Raw genomic sequence first — 18,032 nt, 5'->3', positions numbered from 1 at the left:
GATACTTTGTTCAGTTTTGAGAGGTTTACTCTTATAAATAGAAGTGAATCAATTGATTTTCTTTCTTCTTATATGATTCTCTCAAACGAATTGTTCATTGAAAACTGGATATTGAAGTAAAAAAGTAATCAAAACAAACCGAGAACACCGCGTTGAATGAGTTTTTTAATTAAAATAGTTCGAAGCTTATTTTATTGGTGACGCCTCTATCGCTAGAGAAACGAACCAAACAATTTGACCGTAAGGTCATCAGGTTAAGTGAATAAGGGCGCACGGTGGATGCCTTGGCATTAGGAGCCGATGAAGGACGGGACTAACACCGATATGCTTTGGGGAGCTGTAAGTGAGCTATGATCCAGAGATTTCCGAATGGGGAAACCCAACATCTTTTATAGGATGTTACTTGCCAGTGAATACATAGCTGGTTAGAGGTAGACGCAGAGAACTGAAACATCTTAGTACCTGCAGGAAGAGAAAGAAAATTCGATTCCCTGAGTAGCGGCGAGCGAAACGGGAAGAGCCCAAACCAACAAGCTTGCTTGTTGGGGTTGTAGGACTCCGTTGTGGTAGTCTGTCAAGATAGTCGAAGAACCTGGAAAGGTTCGCCAAAGTGGGTAATAGCCCCGTAGACGAAATGTTGGCAACACCTAGGAGGATCCTGAGTACGGCGGAACACGAGAAATTCCGTCGGAATCCGCGGGGACCATCCCGCAAGGCTAAATACTCCCTAATGACCGATAGTGAACCAGTACCGTGAGGGAAAGGTGAAAAGCACCCCGGAAGGGGAGTGAAATAGATCCTGAAACCGTGTGCCTACAACAAGTCAAAGCCCGTTAATGGGTAATGGCGTGCCTTTTGTAGAATGAACCGGCGAGTTACGATTGCATGCGAGGTTAAGGTGAAGAGCCGGAGCCGCAGCGAAAGCGAGTCTGAATAGGGCGAATGAGTATGTAGTCGTAGACCCGAAACCATGTGATCTACCCATGGCCAGGTTGAAGGTGTGGTAAAACGCACTGGAGGACCGAACCCACGTACGTTGAAAAGTGCGGGGATGAGCTGTGGGTAGCGGAGAAATTCCAAACGAACTTGGAGATAGCTGGTTCTCTCCGAAATAGCTTTAGGGCTAGCGTCGAAGTTAAGAATGATGGAGGTAGAGCACTGTTTGGACTAGGGGCCCATCTCGGGTTACCGAATTCAGATAAACTCCGAATGCCATTCATTCATATTCGGCAGTCAGACTGCGAGTGATAAGATCCGTAGTCGAAAGGGAAACAGCCCAGACCACCAGCTAAGGTCCCAAAATAACTATTAAGTGGAAAAGGATGTGGGGTTGCACAGACAACTAGGATGTTGGCTCAGAAGCAGCCACCATTTAAAGAGTGCGTAATAGCTCACTAGTCGAGTGACCCTGCGCCGAAAATGTACCGGGGCTAAATAGTTTACCGAAGCTGTGGATCACACCTCTGGTGTGATGGTAGGAGAGCGTTCTAAGGGCGTTGAAGGTCGATCGTGAGGACGGCTGGAGCGCTTAGAAGTGAGAATGCCGGTATGAGTAGCGAAAGACGGGTGAGAATCCCGTCCACCGTATGACTAAGGTTTCCTGGGGAAGGCTCGTCCGCCCAGGGTTAGTCGGGACCTAAGCCGAGGCCGATAGGCGTAGGCGATGGACAACAGGTTGATATTCCTGTACCAGTTGTTTTTGTTTGAGCAATGGAGGGACGCAGGAGGCTAAGAAATGCATGCGACTGGAAGTGCATGTCCAAGCAGTAAGTCTTGAGTAGAGTCAAATGCTTTACTCTGTACGGACAAGCTGTGATGGGGAGGGAAATAATAGTACCGAAGTTTCTGATGTCACACTGTCAAGAAAAGCTTCTAGTGAGAAAACAACTGCCCGTACCGTAAACCGACACAGGTAGTCGAGGAGAGTATCCTAAGGTGAGCGAGCGAACTCTCGTTAAGGAACTCGGCAAAATGACCCCGTAACTTCGGGAGAAGGGGTGCTGACTTCGGTCAGCCGCAGTGAATAGGCCCAAGCGACTGTTTATCAAAAACACAGGTCTCTGCAAAATCGAAAGATGAAGTATAGGGGCTGACGCCTGCCCGGTGCTGGAAGGTTAAGAGGATGGGTTAGCTTCGGCGAAGCTCAGAATTGAAGCCCCAGTAAACGGCGGCCGTAACTATAACGGTCCTAAGGTAGCGAAATTCCTTGTCGGGTAAGTTCCGACCCGCACGAAAGGCGTAACGATTTGGGCACTGTCTCAACGAGAGACTCGGTGAAATTTTAGTACCTGTGAAGATGCAGGTTACCCGCGACAGGACGGAAAGACCCCATGGAGCTTTACTGTAGCTTGATATTGAGTGTTTGTACCACATGTACAGGATAGGTAGGAGCCGATGAACCCGGAACGCTAGTTTCGGTGGAGGCGCTGGTGGGATACTACCCTTGTGTTATGAACCCTCTAACCCGCACCACTTATCGTGGTGGGAGACAGTGTCAGGTGGGCAGTTTGACTGGGGCGGTCGCCTCCTAAAGAGTAACGGAGGCGCCCAAAGGTTCCCTCAGAATGGTTGGAAATCATTCGCAGAGTGTAAAGGCAGAAGGGAGCTTGACTGCGAGACTTACAAGTCGAGCAGGGACGAAAGTCGGGCTTAGTGATCCGGTGGTTCCGCATGGAAGGGCCATCGCTCAACGGATAAAAGCTACCCTGGGGATAACAGGCTTATCTCCCCCAAGAGTCCACATCGACGGGGAGGTTTGGCACCTCGATGTCGGCTCGTCGCATCCTGGGGCTGTAGTCGGTCCCAAGGGTTGGGCTGTTCGCCCATTAAAGCGGCACGCGAGCTGGGTTCAGAACGTCGTGAGACAGTTCGGTCCCTATCCGTCGCGGGCGTTGGAAATTTGAGAGGAGCTGTCCTTAGTACGAGAGGACCGGGATGGACTTACCGCTGGTGTACCAGTTGTTCTGCCAAGGGCATTGCTGGGTAGCTATGTAGGGAAGGGATAAACGCTGAAAGCATCTAAGTGTGAAGCCCACCTCAAGATGAGATTTCCCATTTCTTTAAGAAAGTAAGACCCCTCAGAGATGATGAGGTAGATAGGTTGGAAGTGGAAGTGCAGTGATGTACGGAGCGGACCAATACTAATCGGTCGAGGACTTAACCAAAGAAACGAAATAAAAAAGTATTTCGGAATGTTTGATTACTACTTCAATCCAGTTTTGAGTGAATAATCACTCAACTAAATAGTTACAACACCCAGTGTGGTGGCGATAGCGAGAAGGATACACCTGTTCCCATGCCGAACACAGAAGTTAAGCTTCTTAGCGCCGATTGTAGTGAAGGGTTTCCCTTTGTGAGAGTAGGACGTCGCCACGCTAATTATTCCGGCATAGCTCAGTTGGTAGTAGCGCATGACTGTTAATCATGATGTCGTAGGTTCGAGTCCTACTGCCGGAGTAAAAAGAACGAAGACTAACCAGTTTTCGTTCTTTTTTGTTTTATAGTAAAATAAATTTTATTATTTGATAGAATCAGCAAAAGATGAAATAATGATAGAGAAGAGTAAAACTAATTATTTTCATCTAACAGTTTTGTCATGTGAAGGATCTATTTTGTTGAATAATGGCTTTGTGGCACTGTTTTTTGATATAATAGCCATAAGCTATTTAAAACTAAGACCTTAGATTGATTACGGGCTCTTTAACCTATGCTATAATAATTTAAAGAAGTTAGGAGGAGCGGTGTGAAGGTTTTATTATATTTTGAAGGAGAAAAAATATTGGCAAAGTCTGGAATAGGCCGAGCCTTAGACCATCAGAAACGTGCACTCTCTGAAGTTGGGATTGAATATACATTAGATGCTGATTGTACAGATTATGACATTTTACATATCAATACTTATGGAATCAATAGCTATAGTATGGTAAATAAAGCAAAAAAAATGGGAAAAAAAGTTATTTATCACGCACACTCAACGGAGGAAGATTTCAGAAATTCATTTATTGGATCGAACCAGGTTTCTCCGTTAGTAAAAAAATACTTAGTTAGTCTGTATACTAAAGCAGATTATTTGATTACGCCGACGCCATATTCTAAAGATTTATTACAAGGTTATGGCATTACTGTCCCAATTGCATCAATATCAAATGGAATTGATTTGAATCGATTTAAACGTTCTGAAGAAAAAGAAAAGAAATTTAAAGAATATTTTAAAATCAATGAAGAGCAAAAAGTGATTATTTGTGTAGGCCTTTATTTTGAAAGAAAAGGAATTATTGATTTTGTTGAACTAGCAAGAAAATTCCCTGAATATCGATTTATTTGGTTTGGTCACACACCAATGTATTCTATTCCTAGAGCGATCAGAACGATTGTCAAAGAAGAGCACCCTGTAAATGTAGAATTTCCTGGATACATTAAAGGAGATATCATAGAAGGCGCTTATTCAGCAGCAGATCTCTTTTTCTTTCCGTCTTATGAAGAAACAGAAGGAATCGTTATATTAGAAGCTTTAGCTAGTAAGCAGCAAGTTTTGGTGAGAGATATTCCTGTTTATAAAGGCTGGCTTGAAGATAAAGTAAATTGCTATATGGGAAAGACTAATGAAGAATTTGAAGAGTTAATTAAAAGACTTGTGGAAGAAACAATACCTGATACTCGTCTTGCTGGCTATCGTGTAGCTAAGGATAAAAGTATCGAACGGATTGGTCATGAGTTAAAGGATGTTTATGAGAAAGTTATCGACGATGAACGTTCAGGGAAAAAAGCGCAGATACGTTTAGAAAATTAAAAATTAATGGAGGGGAACAAGGTGAAATTTGGTTTCTTTACAGATACATATTTTCCCCAAGTTAGCGGGGTTGCAACATCTATTAAGACACTTAAAGAAGAATTAGAACAAAAAGGACATCAAGTGTATATTTTTACGACGACTGACCCCAATGCAAAAGAGTTTGAAGAGGATGTTATTCGGATGCCTAGTGTTCCCTTTGTGTCATTTAAGGATCGAAGAATTGTAGTGCGTGGTATGTGGTATGCTTATCTAATTGCTAAAGAACTAGACTTAGACTTGATTCACACACACACGGAGTTTGGCGCAGGCCTATTAGGGAAAATGGTGGGGAAAAAACTCAAAGTCCCTGTTATTCACACGTATCACACGATGTATGAAGATTATTTACATTATATCGCAAAAGGAAAAGTTGTTCGTCCAACACATGTGAAATATTTTTCTCGTTTTTTTGCAAACCATACGACTGGTGTAGTCTGCCCAAGTGAAAGAGTAATCCAGAAACTAAAAGAATATGGCGTAACATCGCCGATGAGAATCATTCCAACTGGCATTGACATTGATAAATTCGAAAGACCTGATATTACAATTGAAATGAAAAAGGCACTTCGTGAGGAATTGGGTCTGACGGATGATAGTGTCATGTTATTATCTTTGAGTCGAATTTCATATGAAAAAAATATTCAAGCAATTGTAAATGGTTTACCAGCTATTATTGAACGTTTTCCAACAGTTAGATTAGTCATTGTAGGGGATGGTCCATATGTTGATAAGTTACGTTGTTTAGGAGAAGAATTAAAAGTAAGTGACTATCTTCAATTTATTGGAGAAGTACCTAATGATCAGGTTGCTATTTACTATAAAGCGGCGGATTACTTCGTCAGCGCTTCAACCTCAGAAACACAAGGACTTACCTATACAGAAGCGATGGCTTCAGGCGTGCCTTGTGTAGTAGAAGGCAACGCTTATCTGAATAATTTGTTTGATCATGAAAGTTTAGGCAGAACGTTTAAAACGGATGCAGATTTTGCACCAGCATTTATTGAGTACGTTGAATCAGGAATCAAGCCAGATGAAGCCATTTTACAAGAAAAACTTTATGAGATTTCAGCAACTCGTTTTGGTAATGTGATGCTTGAGTTCTATGAAGATATGATCAAGTATTATGATCAGCTTATGCTGGAAAAAGAAGCTGCTGCGTCCATCGAGCGTATTAAAGTCAAATTGACATCTTTGAGAAAATAAATGTTAAATCTTCTGTTCTTGGTTTATACTGAGAATAGAAGATTTTTTCATTAATGAAAAAATAGGAGGATAATCATGCCACAAATTGGATTTATTGGAACAGGTGTTATGGGAGCTGCAATTGTTAGAAACATGATGAACCAAGGGCTGCAAGTGAATGTCTATAATCGAACGAAGAGTAAAACAGACGAATTAGTAACCGAAGGAGCTATTTGGAAGGATACACCTGCTGAAGTTACAGCGAGTAGTGATATTATTTTTACAATGGTTGGATTTCCCAAAGATGTTGAAGGAATCTATTTTGATGAAAAGGGAATTTTTTCGGTAGATATCAAGGATAAAATAATCGTTGATTTGACTACAAGTACCCCGACACTCGCTGAAAAAATAGCAGTGAGAGCAAATGAGTTAGGTGGTGCTACTTTGGATGCACCTGTATCTGGAGGCGACCTAGGAGCTAAAAATGGCACTCTGACGATCATGATTGGTGGTGAGCAATCTGTGTATGACCAAGTATTACCTATTTTTAAAACGTTTGGAACAACTTATACGTTGCAGGGACCTGCTGGAAAAGGTCAACATACTAAGATGGCAAATCAAATCATGATCGCAGGTACAATGACTGGTATGACTGAGATGATGGTTTATGCTAATCAAGCCAGTTTGGATTTAGATAAAGTGATTGAAACGCTATCTGGTGGAAGTGCTGCTAACTGGTCATTAAGTAATTACAGTCCAAGAATCTTAAAAGAAAATTATTCTCCAGGCTTTTTTGTAAAGCATTTTATAAAAGATTTAAAAATTGCCTTAGATGAAGCTGAGAAAATGAAACTTGATCTACCCGCAACGAAATTAGCGGCTGATCTGTATGAAAAGCTTGCGGATAAAGGGTTTGAAAACGATGGAACACAAGCTCTGATCAAGCTTTGGTGGGCTAATGGAAAACAGCCAAAAGCTAAAAATTAAAGAACAGCAAAAAAATTAAAAAAAATGACGAAAAATCATGCAAGAAAGACAATGTTTTGATACAATGGTACAGAACTAGTTTTTAGAGGGAGGCCCATTTATGAAACATTCACAACTTGTGGCGATTATCAAGCGACTTGAAGCGATGACTGAAGCAACAGACAACGAAATACAAGTTCGTCGTTTTGAACGTGAAGGTGCAGAAAAATGCATCGTAAACTATGATAAATCTACTGAAACATTTGAATTAACTGAAACTGATTCTCAGCAAAGCTATCAATTTGATAATATTGATATTGTTGCAATGGAAATTTATGATTTAATTCAATAGTTAGAAAACTTCAGTAAGTATTTAACACAAATTAATGATAATAATCGAAAATCCTGTGGCGTACAATTTTGTACGCCACAGGATTTTTTTACTTACACGGTTGTTAATTCAGCAAAAATCGCAATTATAGTATTTTTCCCTTTTATTTTGTATACATTAAAATTAACGAAAACTAATGCATGATTAAGATCTTTAGTAAGTGTATTTAACAATGTTTCTGTGATGAAATAAAAAATAGCATCTATCATAATGCTTAAGGGAAAGGCAGCTTTTGCTAAGTTAATCAAACTGATGCTCAAACCTTGAATGACGGGATTTTTTGCCACGAGTGTATCTATTACCAAGGAAGCAAAGGTATAAACGTGTTCCTTTTTTATGTATAAAGTAAAGATAGTTTGAGTTTCAAAGTAAAATAAGTGTTAGTGAATTCAGATAGAACTGTTAAATATTTTTCGTACTATTGTTGAATACTTATTTTAAAGCTATTTCTTCAAGTAAAATAACTGATTATACGCATTTTTTGCTTAAGAAAAATTAAAAATTAATTATTTTACTTGCAATCTTTTTTCATATGCGATATAGTTTGAACATCAAATGATTTGATAATCAAAGTATATGGATGGTGCACACAAATGGAACCTAATTTAGAAACAGTCAACGATTATCTGGTCAGTGTCTTTAATGATATTTTGACAATTGAAGAATCTGAATTGAAGAAATCACAATTCAATGACTTATCCATTACTGAAATGCACACAATCGAAGCAATTGGAATGTATAAGAAAAAAACTTCTTCTGAGGTTGCCAAGGAATTATCGATCACTGTAGGAACTCTGACCGTAGCGATCAATAATCTTGTGAAAAAAGGCTATGTTGAACGTATACGAAGCGAAGATGATCGTCGAGTCGTTAAGTTAGGGTTGACCAAAAAAGGAAAATTACTTTTTCGTGTTCATCAGCACTTCCATAGAGAGATGGTCAAGAGAATTTTAAACGGAATGGATAAAGCTGAAGAAAAAGCTTTATTAAAAGCATTGAAGAATCTTCATGATTTCTTAAGGGAATATAAATAAAAAGTGAGGACCAAGATGAACCAATATGCAAAAATAACTTGTACAGGTCGTTACGTTCCTGAAAATACGGTATCAAATCATCAGCTTTCAACGATGATGGATACGTCAGATGAATGGATCTCGAGCCGAACTGGCATACGATCAAGAAATGTAGTAACAAATGAAAATACTTCTGATTTATGTAGTAAAGTTGCTGAAAAGCTATTAGAGAAATCTGGAAAAAAAGCAGAAGAATTAGATTTTATCATTGTAGCAACCATGACACCAGATTATGGTACGCCTTCTGTAGCCTGTCTTGTTCAAGGAAATATTTCAGCTACTCAGGCTTTTGCTTTTGATGTAAGTGCTGCTTGTACCGGTTTTGTTTATGCATTGAGTGTGGGTGAAAAATTAATTCGCACAGGTCAAAAATTAGGAATGATCATTGGTGGAGAGACGCTATCCAAAGTTCTGGATTGGAATGACCGTAGTACTGCTGTATTGTTTGGCGATGGTGCAGCTGGTGTCCTAATTGAGGCTAGCAATGAAGAACATTTCCTAAAAGAAAAGCTTCAATCTGATGGTAAAAGAGGTAAGTCATTAACTTCAGGTTATGTAGAAAATAACAGCCCTTTTTATACCGGAACATCTGAAGGCTCCGCTTATATGCAAATGGTTGGCAGAGATATCTATGATTTTTCATTGAATGATGTGACAAATAATATTGAAAAAATTATAGAAGATGATGTGGATTATTTATTATTACATCAGGCAAATAAGCGAATCATCGAAAAAATATCGAAAAAGCTTAAAGTTCCAAGAGAAAAATTTCTCACCAATATGGAATATAATGGTAATACATCTGGTGCGAGCATTCCGTTATTGTTAGATGAGTCAATAGAAAAGGGCATCATTCAATTAGGCTCCAACCAAAAAATTGTGTTAACAGGTTATGGCGGCGGTTTAACGTGGGGTTCGATCCTCTTAACGCTGTAAAACTGTGACTATATAAACTAAAAAAGAAAATTATTGGAGGAATATACACATGGTATTCGAAAAAATTCAAGCAATTATTGTAGAAGAATTAGGTAAAGAACCTGAGGAAGTAAAATTAACAACAAATATTCAAGAAGAATTAGATGCGGATAGCTTAGACTTATTCCAAATCATCAATGAAATCGAAGATGCTTTCGATATAAAAATTGAATCGGAAGATGGTATTACTACCGTTCAAGATTTAGTAACATACGTAGAAAAACAAAAAGCAGAATAATCAAACAATCAAGTAACGATAAATAGTTGGATGAGCAAGGCTCTATGCGATTCTCAACAATTGCTGAAGAGTCTAGCTTTTTTCACACCGTTAGCTAGATGTAGTAAGGCTGGTACTAAACTTATAGAGTTTTGTTCCAGCTCTTTTTTATTCATTATTCTATTATTTGAAGGATGTCATTTATGCGATCAAAGATATGTGAATTGCTAGGAATTCAATACCCGATTTTTCAAGGAGGAATGGCTTGGATCGCAGATGCTTCATTAGCAGGAGCTGTTTCTGAAGCTGGCGGACTAGGAATCATTGCCGGTGGTAATGCGCCGAAAGAAATCGTTCAAGCTGAAATCAAAAAAATTAAAGAAATTACTGACAAACCGTTTGGCGTCAATATTATGTTGCTTTCGCCGTTTGTACAAGACATTGTTGATTTAGTTTGTGAAGAAAATGTTCCAGTGGTCACAACGGGAGCAGGTAATCCAAGCAAATATATGGCTCGTTTCAAAGAACATAATATCAAAGTAATTCCAGTGATTCCTTCTGTTGCATTGGGTATCCGTATGGAGAAGATAGGGGCGGATGCAGTAATTGTTGAGGGAATGGAAGCTGGGGGACATATTGGCAAGTTGACAACAATGTGCATGGTACCTCAAGTTGTCGATGCCTTAGCGATTCCAGTAATCGCAGCAGGTGGTATTGGTGATGGCAGAGGGATGGCAGCCGCATTGATGTTAGGTGCTCAAGCCGTTCAAGTCGGTACGCGTTTTTTAGTCGCAAAAGAATGTACAGTACATGAAAATTATAAAGCTAGAATCATCAAAGCAAGAGATATTGATACGACTGTCACTTGTCAGCATTTTGGGCACCCAGTACGGGCAATCAAAAATAAATTGACGAATGAATACGATCGATTAGAGAAAATCGAATTGCGAATTGATGAGCCTGACCTTGTAAAATTTGATAAATTAGGGCAGGGAGCTTTACGTAAGGCTGTGGTTGAAGGAGATGTCACTCATGGATCAATTATGGCTGGGCAAATTGCAGGACTTATCAAAAAAGAAGAAACAGCAAAAGAAATTATTGAATCATACATTAATGAAACGCGAGAAATAATAACTGCACAATATAGTCAATGGCTTTAAAAAGCCCTCATATTGACTTGTAAATATAATAAACTATTCAAAATTGAATAGTAACACTAGTTTCACAGGCTAGCCTTTCGGAAAAAAGATAAAACCTGAATGAGGTAAAAAAAAACTCAGTCATGTTTTCCTATTTTTCAGTCAAGGCTGAACGAACCTGTTACGCTTTTAAACTATCTAGCTTCACAGGCTAGCATCTCGGAAAAAAGATAAAAAATAATTGCGGCAAAAAGCGCCACATTTATTTTTTCCTATTTTTCGTCGATGCTGAACGAGCCTGTTACGCTTTTAAAGTAAGGAGTAAAGTAATGAAAACAGCTTTTGTATTTAGTGGGCAAGGTGCTCAATATATCGGTATGGGAAAAGAATTGTTTGATCGAGAAAAGATTGTTCAAGAAACATTTCAAGAGGCAAGTGATGTTTTAGGCTATGATATGGCAGAGCTTTGCTTTACTGAAAATGACAACCTTAATGAAACGATGTATACACAACCAGCTATATTAACCGTTAGTATTGCTTTTTATCGTTTTTTAAAGTCTAAAGGATATCAACCAGATGTCGTAGCCGGCTTAAGTCTTGGCGAATATAGTGCACTGGTGGCTAGTGGTGCGATTCCATTTAAAGAAGCCGTTCAATTAGTTGCAAAAAGAGGCAAGTTCATGGCTGATGCGGCACCAACTGGAACAGGGAAAATGGTTGCTGTAATGAATACTGAGCGATCATTGATCGAAGAGTGTTGCCAAGAAGCAAGTGGACTTGGGATCGTTTCACCTGCAAATTATAATACACCTCAACAAATTGTGATTGGTGGAGAAACACCTGCTATGGATAAAGCTGTAGAATTATTAACAGAAGCTGGCGTGAAGCGGATGATTCCTTTAAAAGTCAGTGGACCTTTTCATACGGCTTTATTAAAACCTGCAGCTGAGAAGTTAGCGATAGAATTAGAAAAAATAGATTTTACAGAAATGACGATTCCTGTAATCAGTAACACGACAGCACAAGTAATGGAACAAGCAGAAATAAAGGACTTATTAGAAAAACAAGTCATGTCAGCAGTTCGTTTTGCTGATAGTATCGAAACAATTAAAAAAATGAATGTTGATGTAATTATAGAAGTTGGACCAGGTAAAACGTTGACTGGTTTTATCAAGAAAATCGATAAAGAAATCAAGACAGCTCGCGTAGAGGATGAAAAAACATTCTCTGAAGCACAAGCGTTGTTGGACGGGAGGTAACGAATGGATTTAAAAGGAAAAAATATTTTTGTTACAGGTAGTACACGAGGTATTGGGAAAGCAGTTGCTTTAGCTTTTGCGAAAGCAGGGGCGAATATTGCCTTAAATGGACGTGGCGAAATCAGTACTGAGTTAATTGCAGAAGTGGAAGCTTTTGGCGTGAAATGTATCGGTATATCTGGAGATATCGCTGATTTTGAGTCTGCTGGAAAAATGATTCAAGCGGTAGTTGATGGTTTAGGATCGATTGATGTCTTAGTAAATAATGCTGGAATCACAAATGACAAATTACTATTAAGAATGTCTGAAGAAGATTTTACTCGCTGTATCCAAATTAATTTAACTGGAACATTCAATATGACGCAACATGCGATCAAAAAAATGATGAAACAACGTAGTGGTAGCATCATCAATATGTCTAGTGTCGTCGGATTGATGGGAAATATCGGTCAAGCCAACTATGCAGCAAGTAAAGCTGGAGTCATTGGCTTAACCAAATCTGTTGCAAGAGAAGTTGCAGCAAGAGGCATTACTTGTAATGCTATCGCTCCAGGATTTATCGAAACTGAAATGACAGAAGTGTTGTCCGATAAAATAAAAGAACAAATGAGTCAGCAAATTCCATTACAATCGTTTGGGCATGTAGAAGACGTAGCGAATACAGCTATCTTCTTAGCGACAAGTCCGTATATCACAGGACAAGTCCTGAATGTAGATGGTGGTCTAGTCATGCATGGCTAGTAAACAAACTTGAAAGGAGCGATTGAATGAATCGCGTAGTTATTACAGGTTATGGTGTAGCATCCCCCATCGGGAATGACGCAGAGACCTTTTTAGAAAGTTTGCAAACGGGAAAAAATGGCATTGGTCCGATTACTAAATTTGATGCAAGCGAAACAGGTATTACCTTAGCAGCAGAAGTAAAGGATTTGCCTTTTGATAAATACTTTGCCAAAAAAGATGCAAAACGAATGGATTTATTTTCTCTGTATGGTATTTATGCAGCGTTAGAAGCAATGGAAATGAGTAAATTAGATACAGAGCAAATCGATGTTGACCGTTTTGGTGTCATGGTAGGTTCTGGGATTGGTGGACTTCAAACGATTCAAGATCAAGTGACCCGAATGCGTGAAAAAGGACCTAAACGAGTAGCGCCTTTGTTTATACCAATGGCAATCGGAAATATGGCGGCCGGTAATATCGCTTTACGTGTAGGTGCAAGAGGAACTTGTACCGCAACAGTCACAGCCTGTGCTACGGCAAATAATTCGATCGGTGAAGCTTTTAGAAATATCAAACATGGTTATTCAGATGTATTATTAGCAGGCGGAACCGAAGCTTCTATTACTGAAATAGGAATTGCAGGCTTTGCTTCATTAACAGCTGTAACTGCTGAAGAAAATCCAAAGAGAGGCTCGATTCCTTTTGACAAAGACCGTAGTGGCTTTGTGATGGGAGAAGGGGCTGGAATTTTAGTTCTTGAATCGTTGGAACATGCTCAAAATAGAGGTGCTAAGATTTTAGGTGAAATCGTAGGTTATGGTTCAAATTGTGATGCGTATCATATGACGTCTCCTAGACCTGACGGAAGTGGTGCTGCTAAAGCGATGAAACTAGCAATTGAAGAAGCGGCAATCGAGGCTTCTAAAGTAGGCTATATTAATGCTCATGGCACAAGTACACCATCAAATGATGTAGCAGAAACCAAGGCAATTCAAACTGCACTGGGTGAAGCGTCTAAAAATGTTCGTGTCAGTAGTACGAAAAGTATGACAGGACATGCATTAGGAGCCACTGGTGGGATTGAAGCCATTGCCACTTTGAATGCTTTACAACATCAATTTATTCCACCAACAATCAATATTGAACAAGTGGATGAAGCCATTGAAATTGATATTGTCACAAATGAAAGTCAAAAACATGAATTTGATTATGCTTTAACAAATTCTTTCGGCTTTGGTGGGCATAATGCAGTACTTTGTTTAAAACGTTGGGAGGATTAAGATGGATATCAATGAAGTGAAAGAATTATTAACACAGTTTGACCAATCAACATTAACTGAATTTGATCTTAGAGAAGGTTCGTTTGGTCTTTACATGAATAAAAATAAAGTGACACAAAAATCATCGAATGAAGTCAAACAAGCAACTGACAGTAACACGATGAATCCCGGAACAGCAGAAGTTACTAATCAAACAGTTGAGGTCAAAGAAACAGTAAAAGAAACTGTAAAAAATGAACTAAAGCCAGAAAATACAGAAGAAATTATTTCTCCAATCGTAGGAGTGGTATACTTAAAACCGGCACCGGATAAAGAAAACTTCAAACAAGTAGGCGATTCAGTGAAAAAGGGCGATGTCGTTTGTATCGTTGAAGCAATGAAGCTTATGAATGAAATTACCGCAACAGTTGATGGTGTAATCACGGAAGTCTTGATACAAAATGAAGATGTTGTTGAATTTAACCAACCACTTTTCCGTGTAGCTAAGGGAGTGTAATGATGAATATAGAAGAGATCAAAGAAATTATTCCTCATCGATACCCTTTTTTACTGTTAGACACAGTGGAAGAAATCGTTGTGGGTGAAAAAGTTATCGCCAAAAAAAATGTGACGATCAATGAACCCTTTTTCCAAGGTCATTTTCCAGGGGAACCTGTTATGCCTGGAGTTTTGATTATTGAAGCATTGGCGCAAGCAGGTGCAGTAGCGCTATTGTCTATGCCTGATTTTAAAGGTAAGACAGCTTATTTTGGTGGAATCGATAAAGCTAAATTTAGACAAAAAGTTGTTCCAGGTGATACGTTGATATTAGAAGTAGAAATTATGAAAGTAAAATCAATAGCCGGTATTGGCAAAGGAACTGCAACTGTGAATGGGAAAAAAGTAGCGGAAGCAGAATTGACCTTTATGATTGGATAGGTGAGCTATGTTTTCAAAAGTTTTAATTGCAAATAGAGGAGAAATCGCAGTTCGGATCATTCGTGCATGTCGTGAATTAGGAGTGCAGACCGTTGCGGTATACTCAGAAGCAGATAAAGAAGCGTTACACACACAGCTTGCGGATGAGGCTATTTGTATTGGACCAGCGAAAGCTGCTGATTCATACCTAAATGTACAAAGTGTACTAAGTGCAGCGATCGTAACCAATGCTGAAGCAATTCATCCAGGTTTTGGTTTCTTATCGGAAAATAGCCAATTTGCGGCAATGTGTGAAGAATGCAATATTACCTTTATCGGTCCAAAAGCAGCAACGATTGATGCGATGGGAAACAAAATCAACGCACGGGAATTGATGCAAAAAGCCAATGTTCCAGTTATTCCTGGAAGTCGCGGTGTAATCAGTTCTGTTGATGAAGCTTTAACAATTGCTGATGATATCGGCTATCCAGTTATGCTGAAAGCAGCAGCTGGTGGCGGTGGCAAAGGGATTCGCAAAGTGCTGAGTAAAGAAGAATTGCCTCAGCATTTTACCTCTGCACAACAAGAAGCAAAGGCGGCTTTCGGTAATGATGATATGTATTTGGAAAAGATTATTTATCCAGCACGACATATCGAGGTACAAATTTTAGGTGATCAGTATGGACATGTCATTCATTTAGGTGAACGAGATTGTTCTTTACAAAGAAATAATCAAAAAGTTCTTGAAGAATCGCCATCGATTGCAATTTCAGCTGAAAAACGTCAACTATTAGGTGAAACGGCTGTACGTGCAGCAAAAGCTGTTCAATATGAAAATGCTGGAACTATCGAATTTTTAATGGATCAATCTGGCGAATTTTATTTTATGGAAATGAATACTCGGATTCAAGTAGAACATCCTGTTACTGAAATGGTTACGGGAATCGACCTGGTTAAAGCACAGTTGAAAGTGGCTTCTGGTGAGGAATTACCATACACACAAGAAGATATTACGATCACAGGTCATGCAATTGAATGCCGGATCAATGCCGAAAATCCTGCCTTTAATTTTGCCCCTTCGCCTGGAAAGATCAAAAATTTATTGCTTCCTAGTGGAGGCATGGGCTTAAGAGTTGATAGTGCCATGTATTCAGGCTATACAATTCCGCCTTTTTATGATTCAATGATCGCTAAAGTGATCGTTCATGGCGATGACCGGATGGATGCTTTGATGAAGATGCAGCGGGCTTTACATGAGATCGTAACCGATGGAATTATCACGAATGCAGAATTTCAGCTAGATTTGATTACGCATGAAAATGTCTTAGCTGGTGAGTATGATACAAGTTTTTTACAAGAAACATTTTTACCAAATTGGGAACCAGAAAGCGATAATTAAAAAGGAGCAGGTGTATGGCTTTATTTAAAAAGAAAAACTACATTCGAATCAATCCGAATCGCGCGGGCGACCAATCTTCTGTAAAAAAACCTGCAGTTCCTGATAACATGTGGGCTAAATGCCCTTGTTGCAAACGTACGTTATATACAAAAGATATGGGGGCAGAAAAAGTCTGCCCTTATTGCGGCTATAGCTTTAGAATCGGTGCTTGGGAACGTCTGGCATTGACGGTAGATGAGAAGAGTTTTGAAGAATGGGACACAGATTTAGTCACAAAAGATCCGTTAGACTTTCCTGATTATTTGGATAAAATCACGATAATGCAGGAAAAGACAGAGCTGCATGAAGCAGTTTTGACAGGAAAAGCTAAAATTGATGGTCAAGAACTTGGTATCGGAGTGATGGATGCCAATTTTATCATGGGAAGTATGGGAACAGTTGTAGGTGAGAAAATAACTCGTTTATTTGAACGTGCAACTGAACAGCGCTTGCCGGTTATCATTTTTACGGCTTCTGGGGGAGCTCGGATGCAGGAAGGGATTTTCTCTCTGATGCAGATGGCAAAAATCTCTGGTGCGCTTAAACGTCATAGTAATGCAGGACTACTTTATATTACTGTGTTGACGGATCCGACAACTGGTGGCGTTACTGCTAGTTTTGCGATGGATGGCGATGTTATCTTAGCTGAGCCTCAAAGTTTGATCGGCTTTGCTGGACGCCGAGTAATCGAGCAAACAATCCGTCAAGAGTTACCTGATGATTTTCAAAAAGCAGAGTTTTTGTTAGATCATGGTTTTGTTGATAAAATTGTCCCTAGAAATCAGCTGCAAGAAGTACTTAGTCAATTAATAAAGATTCATACGATGAAAGGGTGGAAATAGCGATGGAAAAAACAGCCAATGATATTGTCACCTTAGCTCGGGCACAGGATCGTTATACTACTTTAGAGTATATTGCAGCAATTTTTGGTGACTTCATGGAATTTCATGGGGATCGCTACTTTGGCGATGATTTAGCTGTTGTCGGCGGTATCGCAACATTAGAAGCAAAACCAGTAACCGTTGTCGGCATTCAAAAAGGCCGTAACTTACCTGAGAATATTGAACGAAATTTTGGCGCACCTCATCCGGAGGGGTACCGTAAAGCCTTACGTTTAATGAAGCAAGCAGAAAAATTTGGGCGCCCAGTTGTTACGTTTATTAATACTGCAGGAGCTTATTGTGGAATTGAAGCTGAAGAACGTGGTGAAGGGGAAGCAATCGCCAAAAATTTGATAGAAATGGCTGATTTAAGTGTGCCGATCATCGCAATCATTATTGGTGAAGGTGGTAGTGGTGGTGCATTAGCACTTGCTGTAGCTGATGAAGTGTGGATGTTGGAGCATACGATTTACGCTGTATTATCGCCGGAGGGATTTGCCTCTATTCTCTGGAAAGATGGCAGCCGGGCCAAAGAAGCAGCGGAATTAATGAAAATTACCGCCACTGAATTAAAAGAACTAACAATCATTGATCGAGTGATTCCAGAAGAAATGAATGGTGAAATTTTAGAACAATCGAAGGTCAATCGTATGATTCAAAAAGCACTTATTAGTAAGTTTTCAGAGTTATCACAGCTTGAAACGGACGAACTATTGGAAAATCGCTACCAGCGTTTCCGCAAATATTAAGTAAAAAAGGTTCTACGTCAAATTGTGTTGG

17 protein-coding genes, 1 tRNA gene and 2 rRNA genes are annotated in these 18,032 nt (G+C 39.4%); 19 read left to right on the top strand and 1 reads right to left on the bottom strand.

Annotated features, from left to right (window positions below):
- Positions 1-252: 252 nt before the first annotated feature.
- From RV15_RS17875 to RV15_RS17845, 7 genes are all read left to right on the top strand, one after another.
- Positions 253-3,164: ribosomal RNA gene (locus tag RV15_RS17875) — 23S ribosomal RNA — on the top strand.
- 95 nt (positions 3,165-3,259) lie between these two features.
- Positions 3,260-3,375 (top strand): 5S ribosomal RNA (rrf, locus tag RV15_RS17870).
- Positions 3,376-3,382: 7 nt separating this feature from the next.
- Positions 3,383-3,456, top strand: a tRNA-Asn gene (locus tag RV15_RS17865).
- Between the two features lie 286 nt (positions 3,457-3,742).
- Positions 3,743-4,789 carry an LTA glycolipid anchor biosynthesis glycosyltransferase, IagA/BgsA family gene (locus tag RV15_RS17860; RefSeq protein ID WP_071879347.1) on the top strand — a complete coding sequence of 349 codons (1,047 nt, stop codon included), beginning with the start codon at positions 3,743-3,745 and terminating at the stop codon, positions 4,787-4,789.
- Positions 4,790-4,810: 21 nt separating this feature from the next.
- Positions 4,811-6,034, top strand: coding sequence for a glycosyltransferase family 4 protein (locus tag RV15_RS17855; RefSeq protein WP_071879346.1), 1,224 nt, complete (start codon positions 4,811-4,813; stop codon positions 6,032-6,034).
- Positions 6,035-6,109: 75 nt separating this feature from the next.
- Positions 6,110-7,000, top strand: a complete 891-nt coding sequence (locus RV15_RS17850) for an NAD(P)-dependent oxidoreductase (protein WP_071879345.1) — start codon at positions 6,110-6,112, stop codon at positions 6,998-7,000.
- A gap of 100 nt (positions 7,001-7,100) precedes the next feature.
- On the top strand, positions 7,101-7,331 hold the full coding sequence (locus tag RV15_RS17845; RefSeq protein WP_010773374.1) for a YkuJ family protein: 231 nt from the start codon (positions 7,101-7,103) through the stop codon (positions 7,329-7,331).
- A gap of 92 nt (positions 7,332-7,423) precedes the next feature.
- On the opposite strand, the gene RV15_RS18905 is transcribed toward RV15_RS17845, so the two are convergent.
- Positions 7,424-7,675, bottom strand: coding sequence for a hypothetical protein (locus RV15_RS18905; protein ID WP_217265840.1), 252 nt, complete (start codon positions 7,673-7,675; stop codon positions 7,424-7,426).
- A 288-nt stretch (positions 7,676-7,963) separates the two neighbouring features.
- On the opposite strand from RV15_RS18905, the gene fabT reads away from it, so the two are divergent.
- The 12 genes from fabT (at position 7,964) to RV15_RS17780 (ending at position 18,001) form a co-directional block, all read left to right on the top strand.
- Entirely contained in the window at positions 7,964-8,404 is a 441-nt protein-coding gene (gene fabT / locus RV15_RS17835) for a fatty acid biosynthesis transcriptional regulator FabT (RefSeq protein WP_025873143.1), read from the top strand.
- A gap of 15 nt (positions 8,405-8,419) precedes the next feature.
- Positions 8,420-9,379, top strand: coding sequence for a beta-ketoacyl-ACP synthase III (locus RV15_RS17830; RefSeq protein WP_071879343.1), 960 nt, complete (start codon positions 8,420-8,422; stop codon positions 9,377-9,379).
- A gap of 49 nt (positions 9,380-9,428) precedes the next feature.
- A complete protein-coding gene (locus RV15_RS17825) occupies positions 9,429-9,656 on the top strand; it encodes an acyl carrier protein (RefSeq protein WP_025873142.1) in 228 nt (75 codons plus the stop codon).
- A gap of 182 nt (positions 9,657-9,838) precedes the next feature.
- Positions 9,839-10,795 carry an enoyl-[acyl-carrier-protein] reductase FabK gene (fabK, locus tag RV15_RS17820; protein ID WP_071879342.1) on the top strand — a complete coding sequence of 319 codons (957 nt, stop codon included), beginning with the start codon at positions 9,839-9,841 and terminating at the stop codon, positions 10,793-10,795.
- 308 nt (positions 10,796-11,103) lie between these two features.
- Entirely contained in the window at positions 11,104-12,033 is a 930-nt protein-coding gene (gene fabD, locus RV15_RS17815) for an ACP S-malonyltransferase (protein WP_071879341.1), read from the top strand.
- Between the two features lie 3 nt (positions 12,034-12,036).
- Positions 12,037-12,774: a 3-oxoacyl-[acyl-carrier-protein] reductase gene (fabG, locus tag RV15_RS17810; protein WP_071879340.1), complete on the top strand. Its 738-nt coding sequence runs from the start codon at positions 12,037-12,039 to the stop codon at positions 12,772-12,774.
- Positions 12,775-12,800: 26 nt separating this feature from the next.
- Positions 12,801-14,036 (top strand): beta-ketoacyl-ACP synthase II, encoded by a 1,236-nt coding sequence (fabF, locus tag RV15_RS17805; protein ID WP_071879339.1) that lies wholly within the window; start codon positions 12,801-12,803, stop codon positions 14,034-14,036.
- Position 14,037: 1 nt separating this feature from the next.
- Complete coding sequence (gene accB / locus RV15_RS17800; RefSeq protein ID WP_071879338.1) at positions 14,038-14,532, top strand: acetyl-CoA carboxylase biotin carboxyl carrier protein; 495 nt, start codon at positions 14,038-14,040, stop codon at positions 14,530-14,532.
- A 2-nt stretch (positions 14,533-14,534) separates the two neighbouring features.
- Positions 14,535-14,954 (top strand): 3-hydroxyacyl-ACP dehydratase FabZ, encoded by a 420-nt coding sequence (fabZ, locus tag RV15_RS17795; RefSeq protein WP_071879337.1) that lies wholly within the window; start codon positions 14,535-14,537, stop codon positions 14,952-14,954.
- A gap of 7 nt (positions 14,955-14,961) precedes the next feature.
- Positions 14,962-16,332 (top strand): acetyl-CoA carboxylase biotin carboxylase subunit, encoded by a 1,371-nt coding sequence (locus RV15_RS17790; RefSeq protein WP_071879336.1) that lies wholly within the window; start codon positions 14,962-14,964, stop codon positions 16,330-16,332.
- Positions 16,333-16,346: 14 nt separating this feature from the next.
- The gene (accD, locus tag RV15_RS17785) at positions 16,347-17,213 is read left to right on the top strand and encodes an acetyl-CoA carboxylase, carboxyltransferase subunit beta (RefSeq protein ID WP_071879335.1); all 867 of its coding nucleotides are present in this window, start codon (positions 16,347-16,349) and stop codon (positions 17,211-17,213) included.
- 2 nt (positions 17,214-17,215) lie between these two features.
- A complete protein-coding gene (locus tag RV15_RS17780; RefSeq protein WP_071879334.1) occupies positions 17,216-18,001 on the top strand; it encodes an acetyl-CoA carboxylase carboxyl transferase subunit alpha in 786 nt (261 codons plus the stop codon).
- Positions 18,002-18,032 lie beyond the last annotated feature (31 nt).

This window comes from Enterococcus silesiacus, from assembly GCF_001886225.1.
In the GTDB taxonomy this organism is placed as follows: domain Bacteria; phylum Bacillota; class Bacilli; order Lactobacillales; family Enterococcaceae; genus Enterococcus_L; species Enterococcus_L silesiacus.
This window is presented reverse-complemented; position numbering and strand designations above follow the sequence as displayed.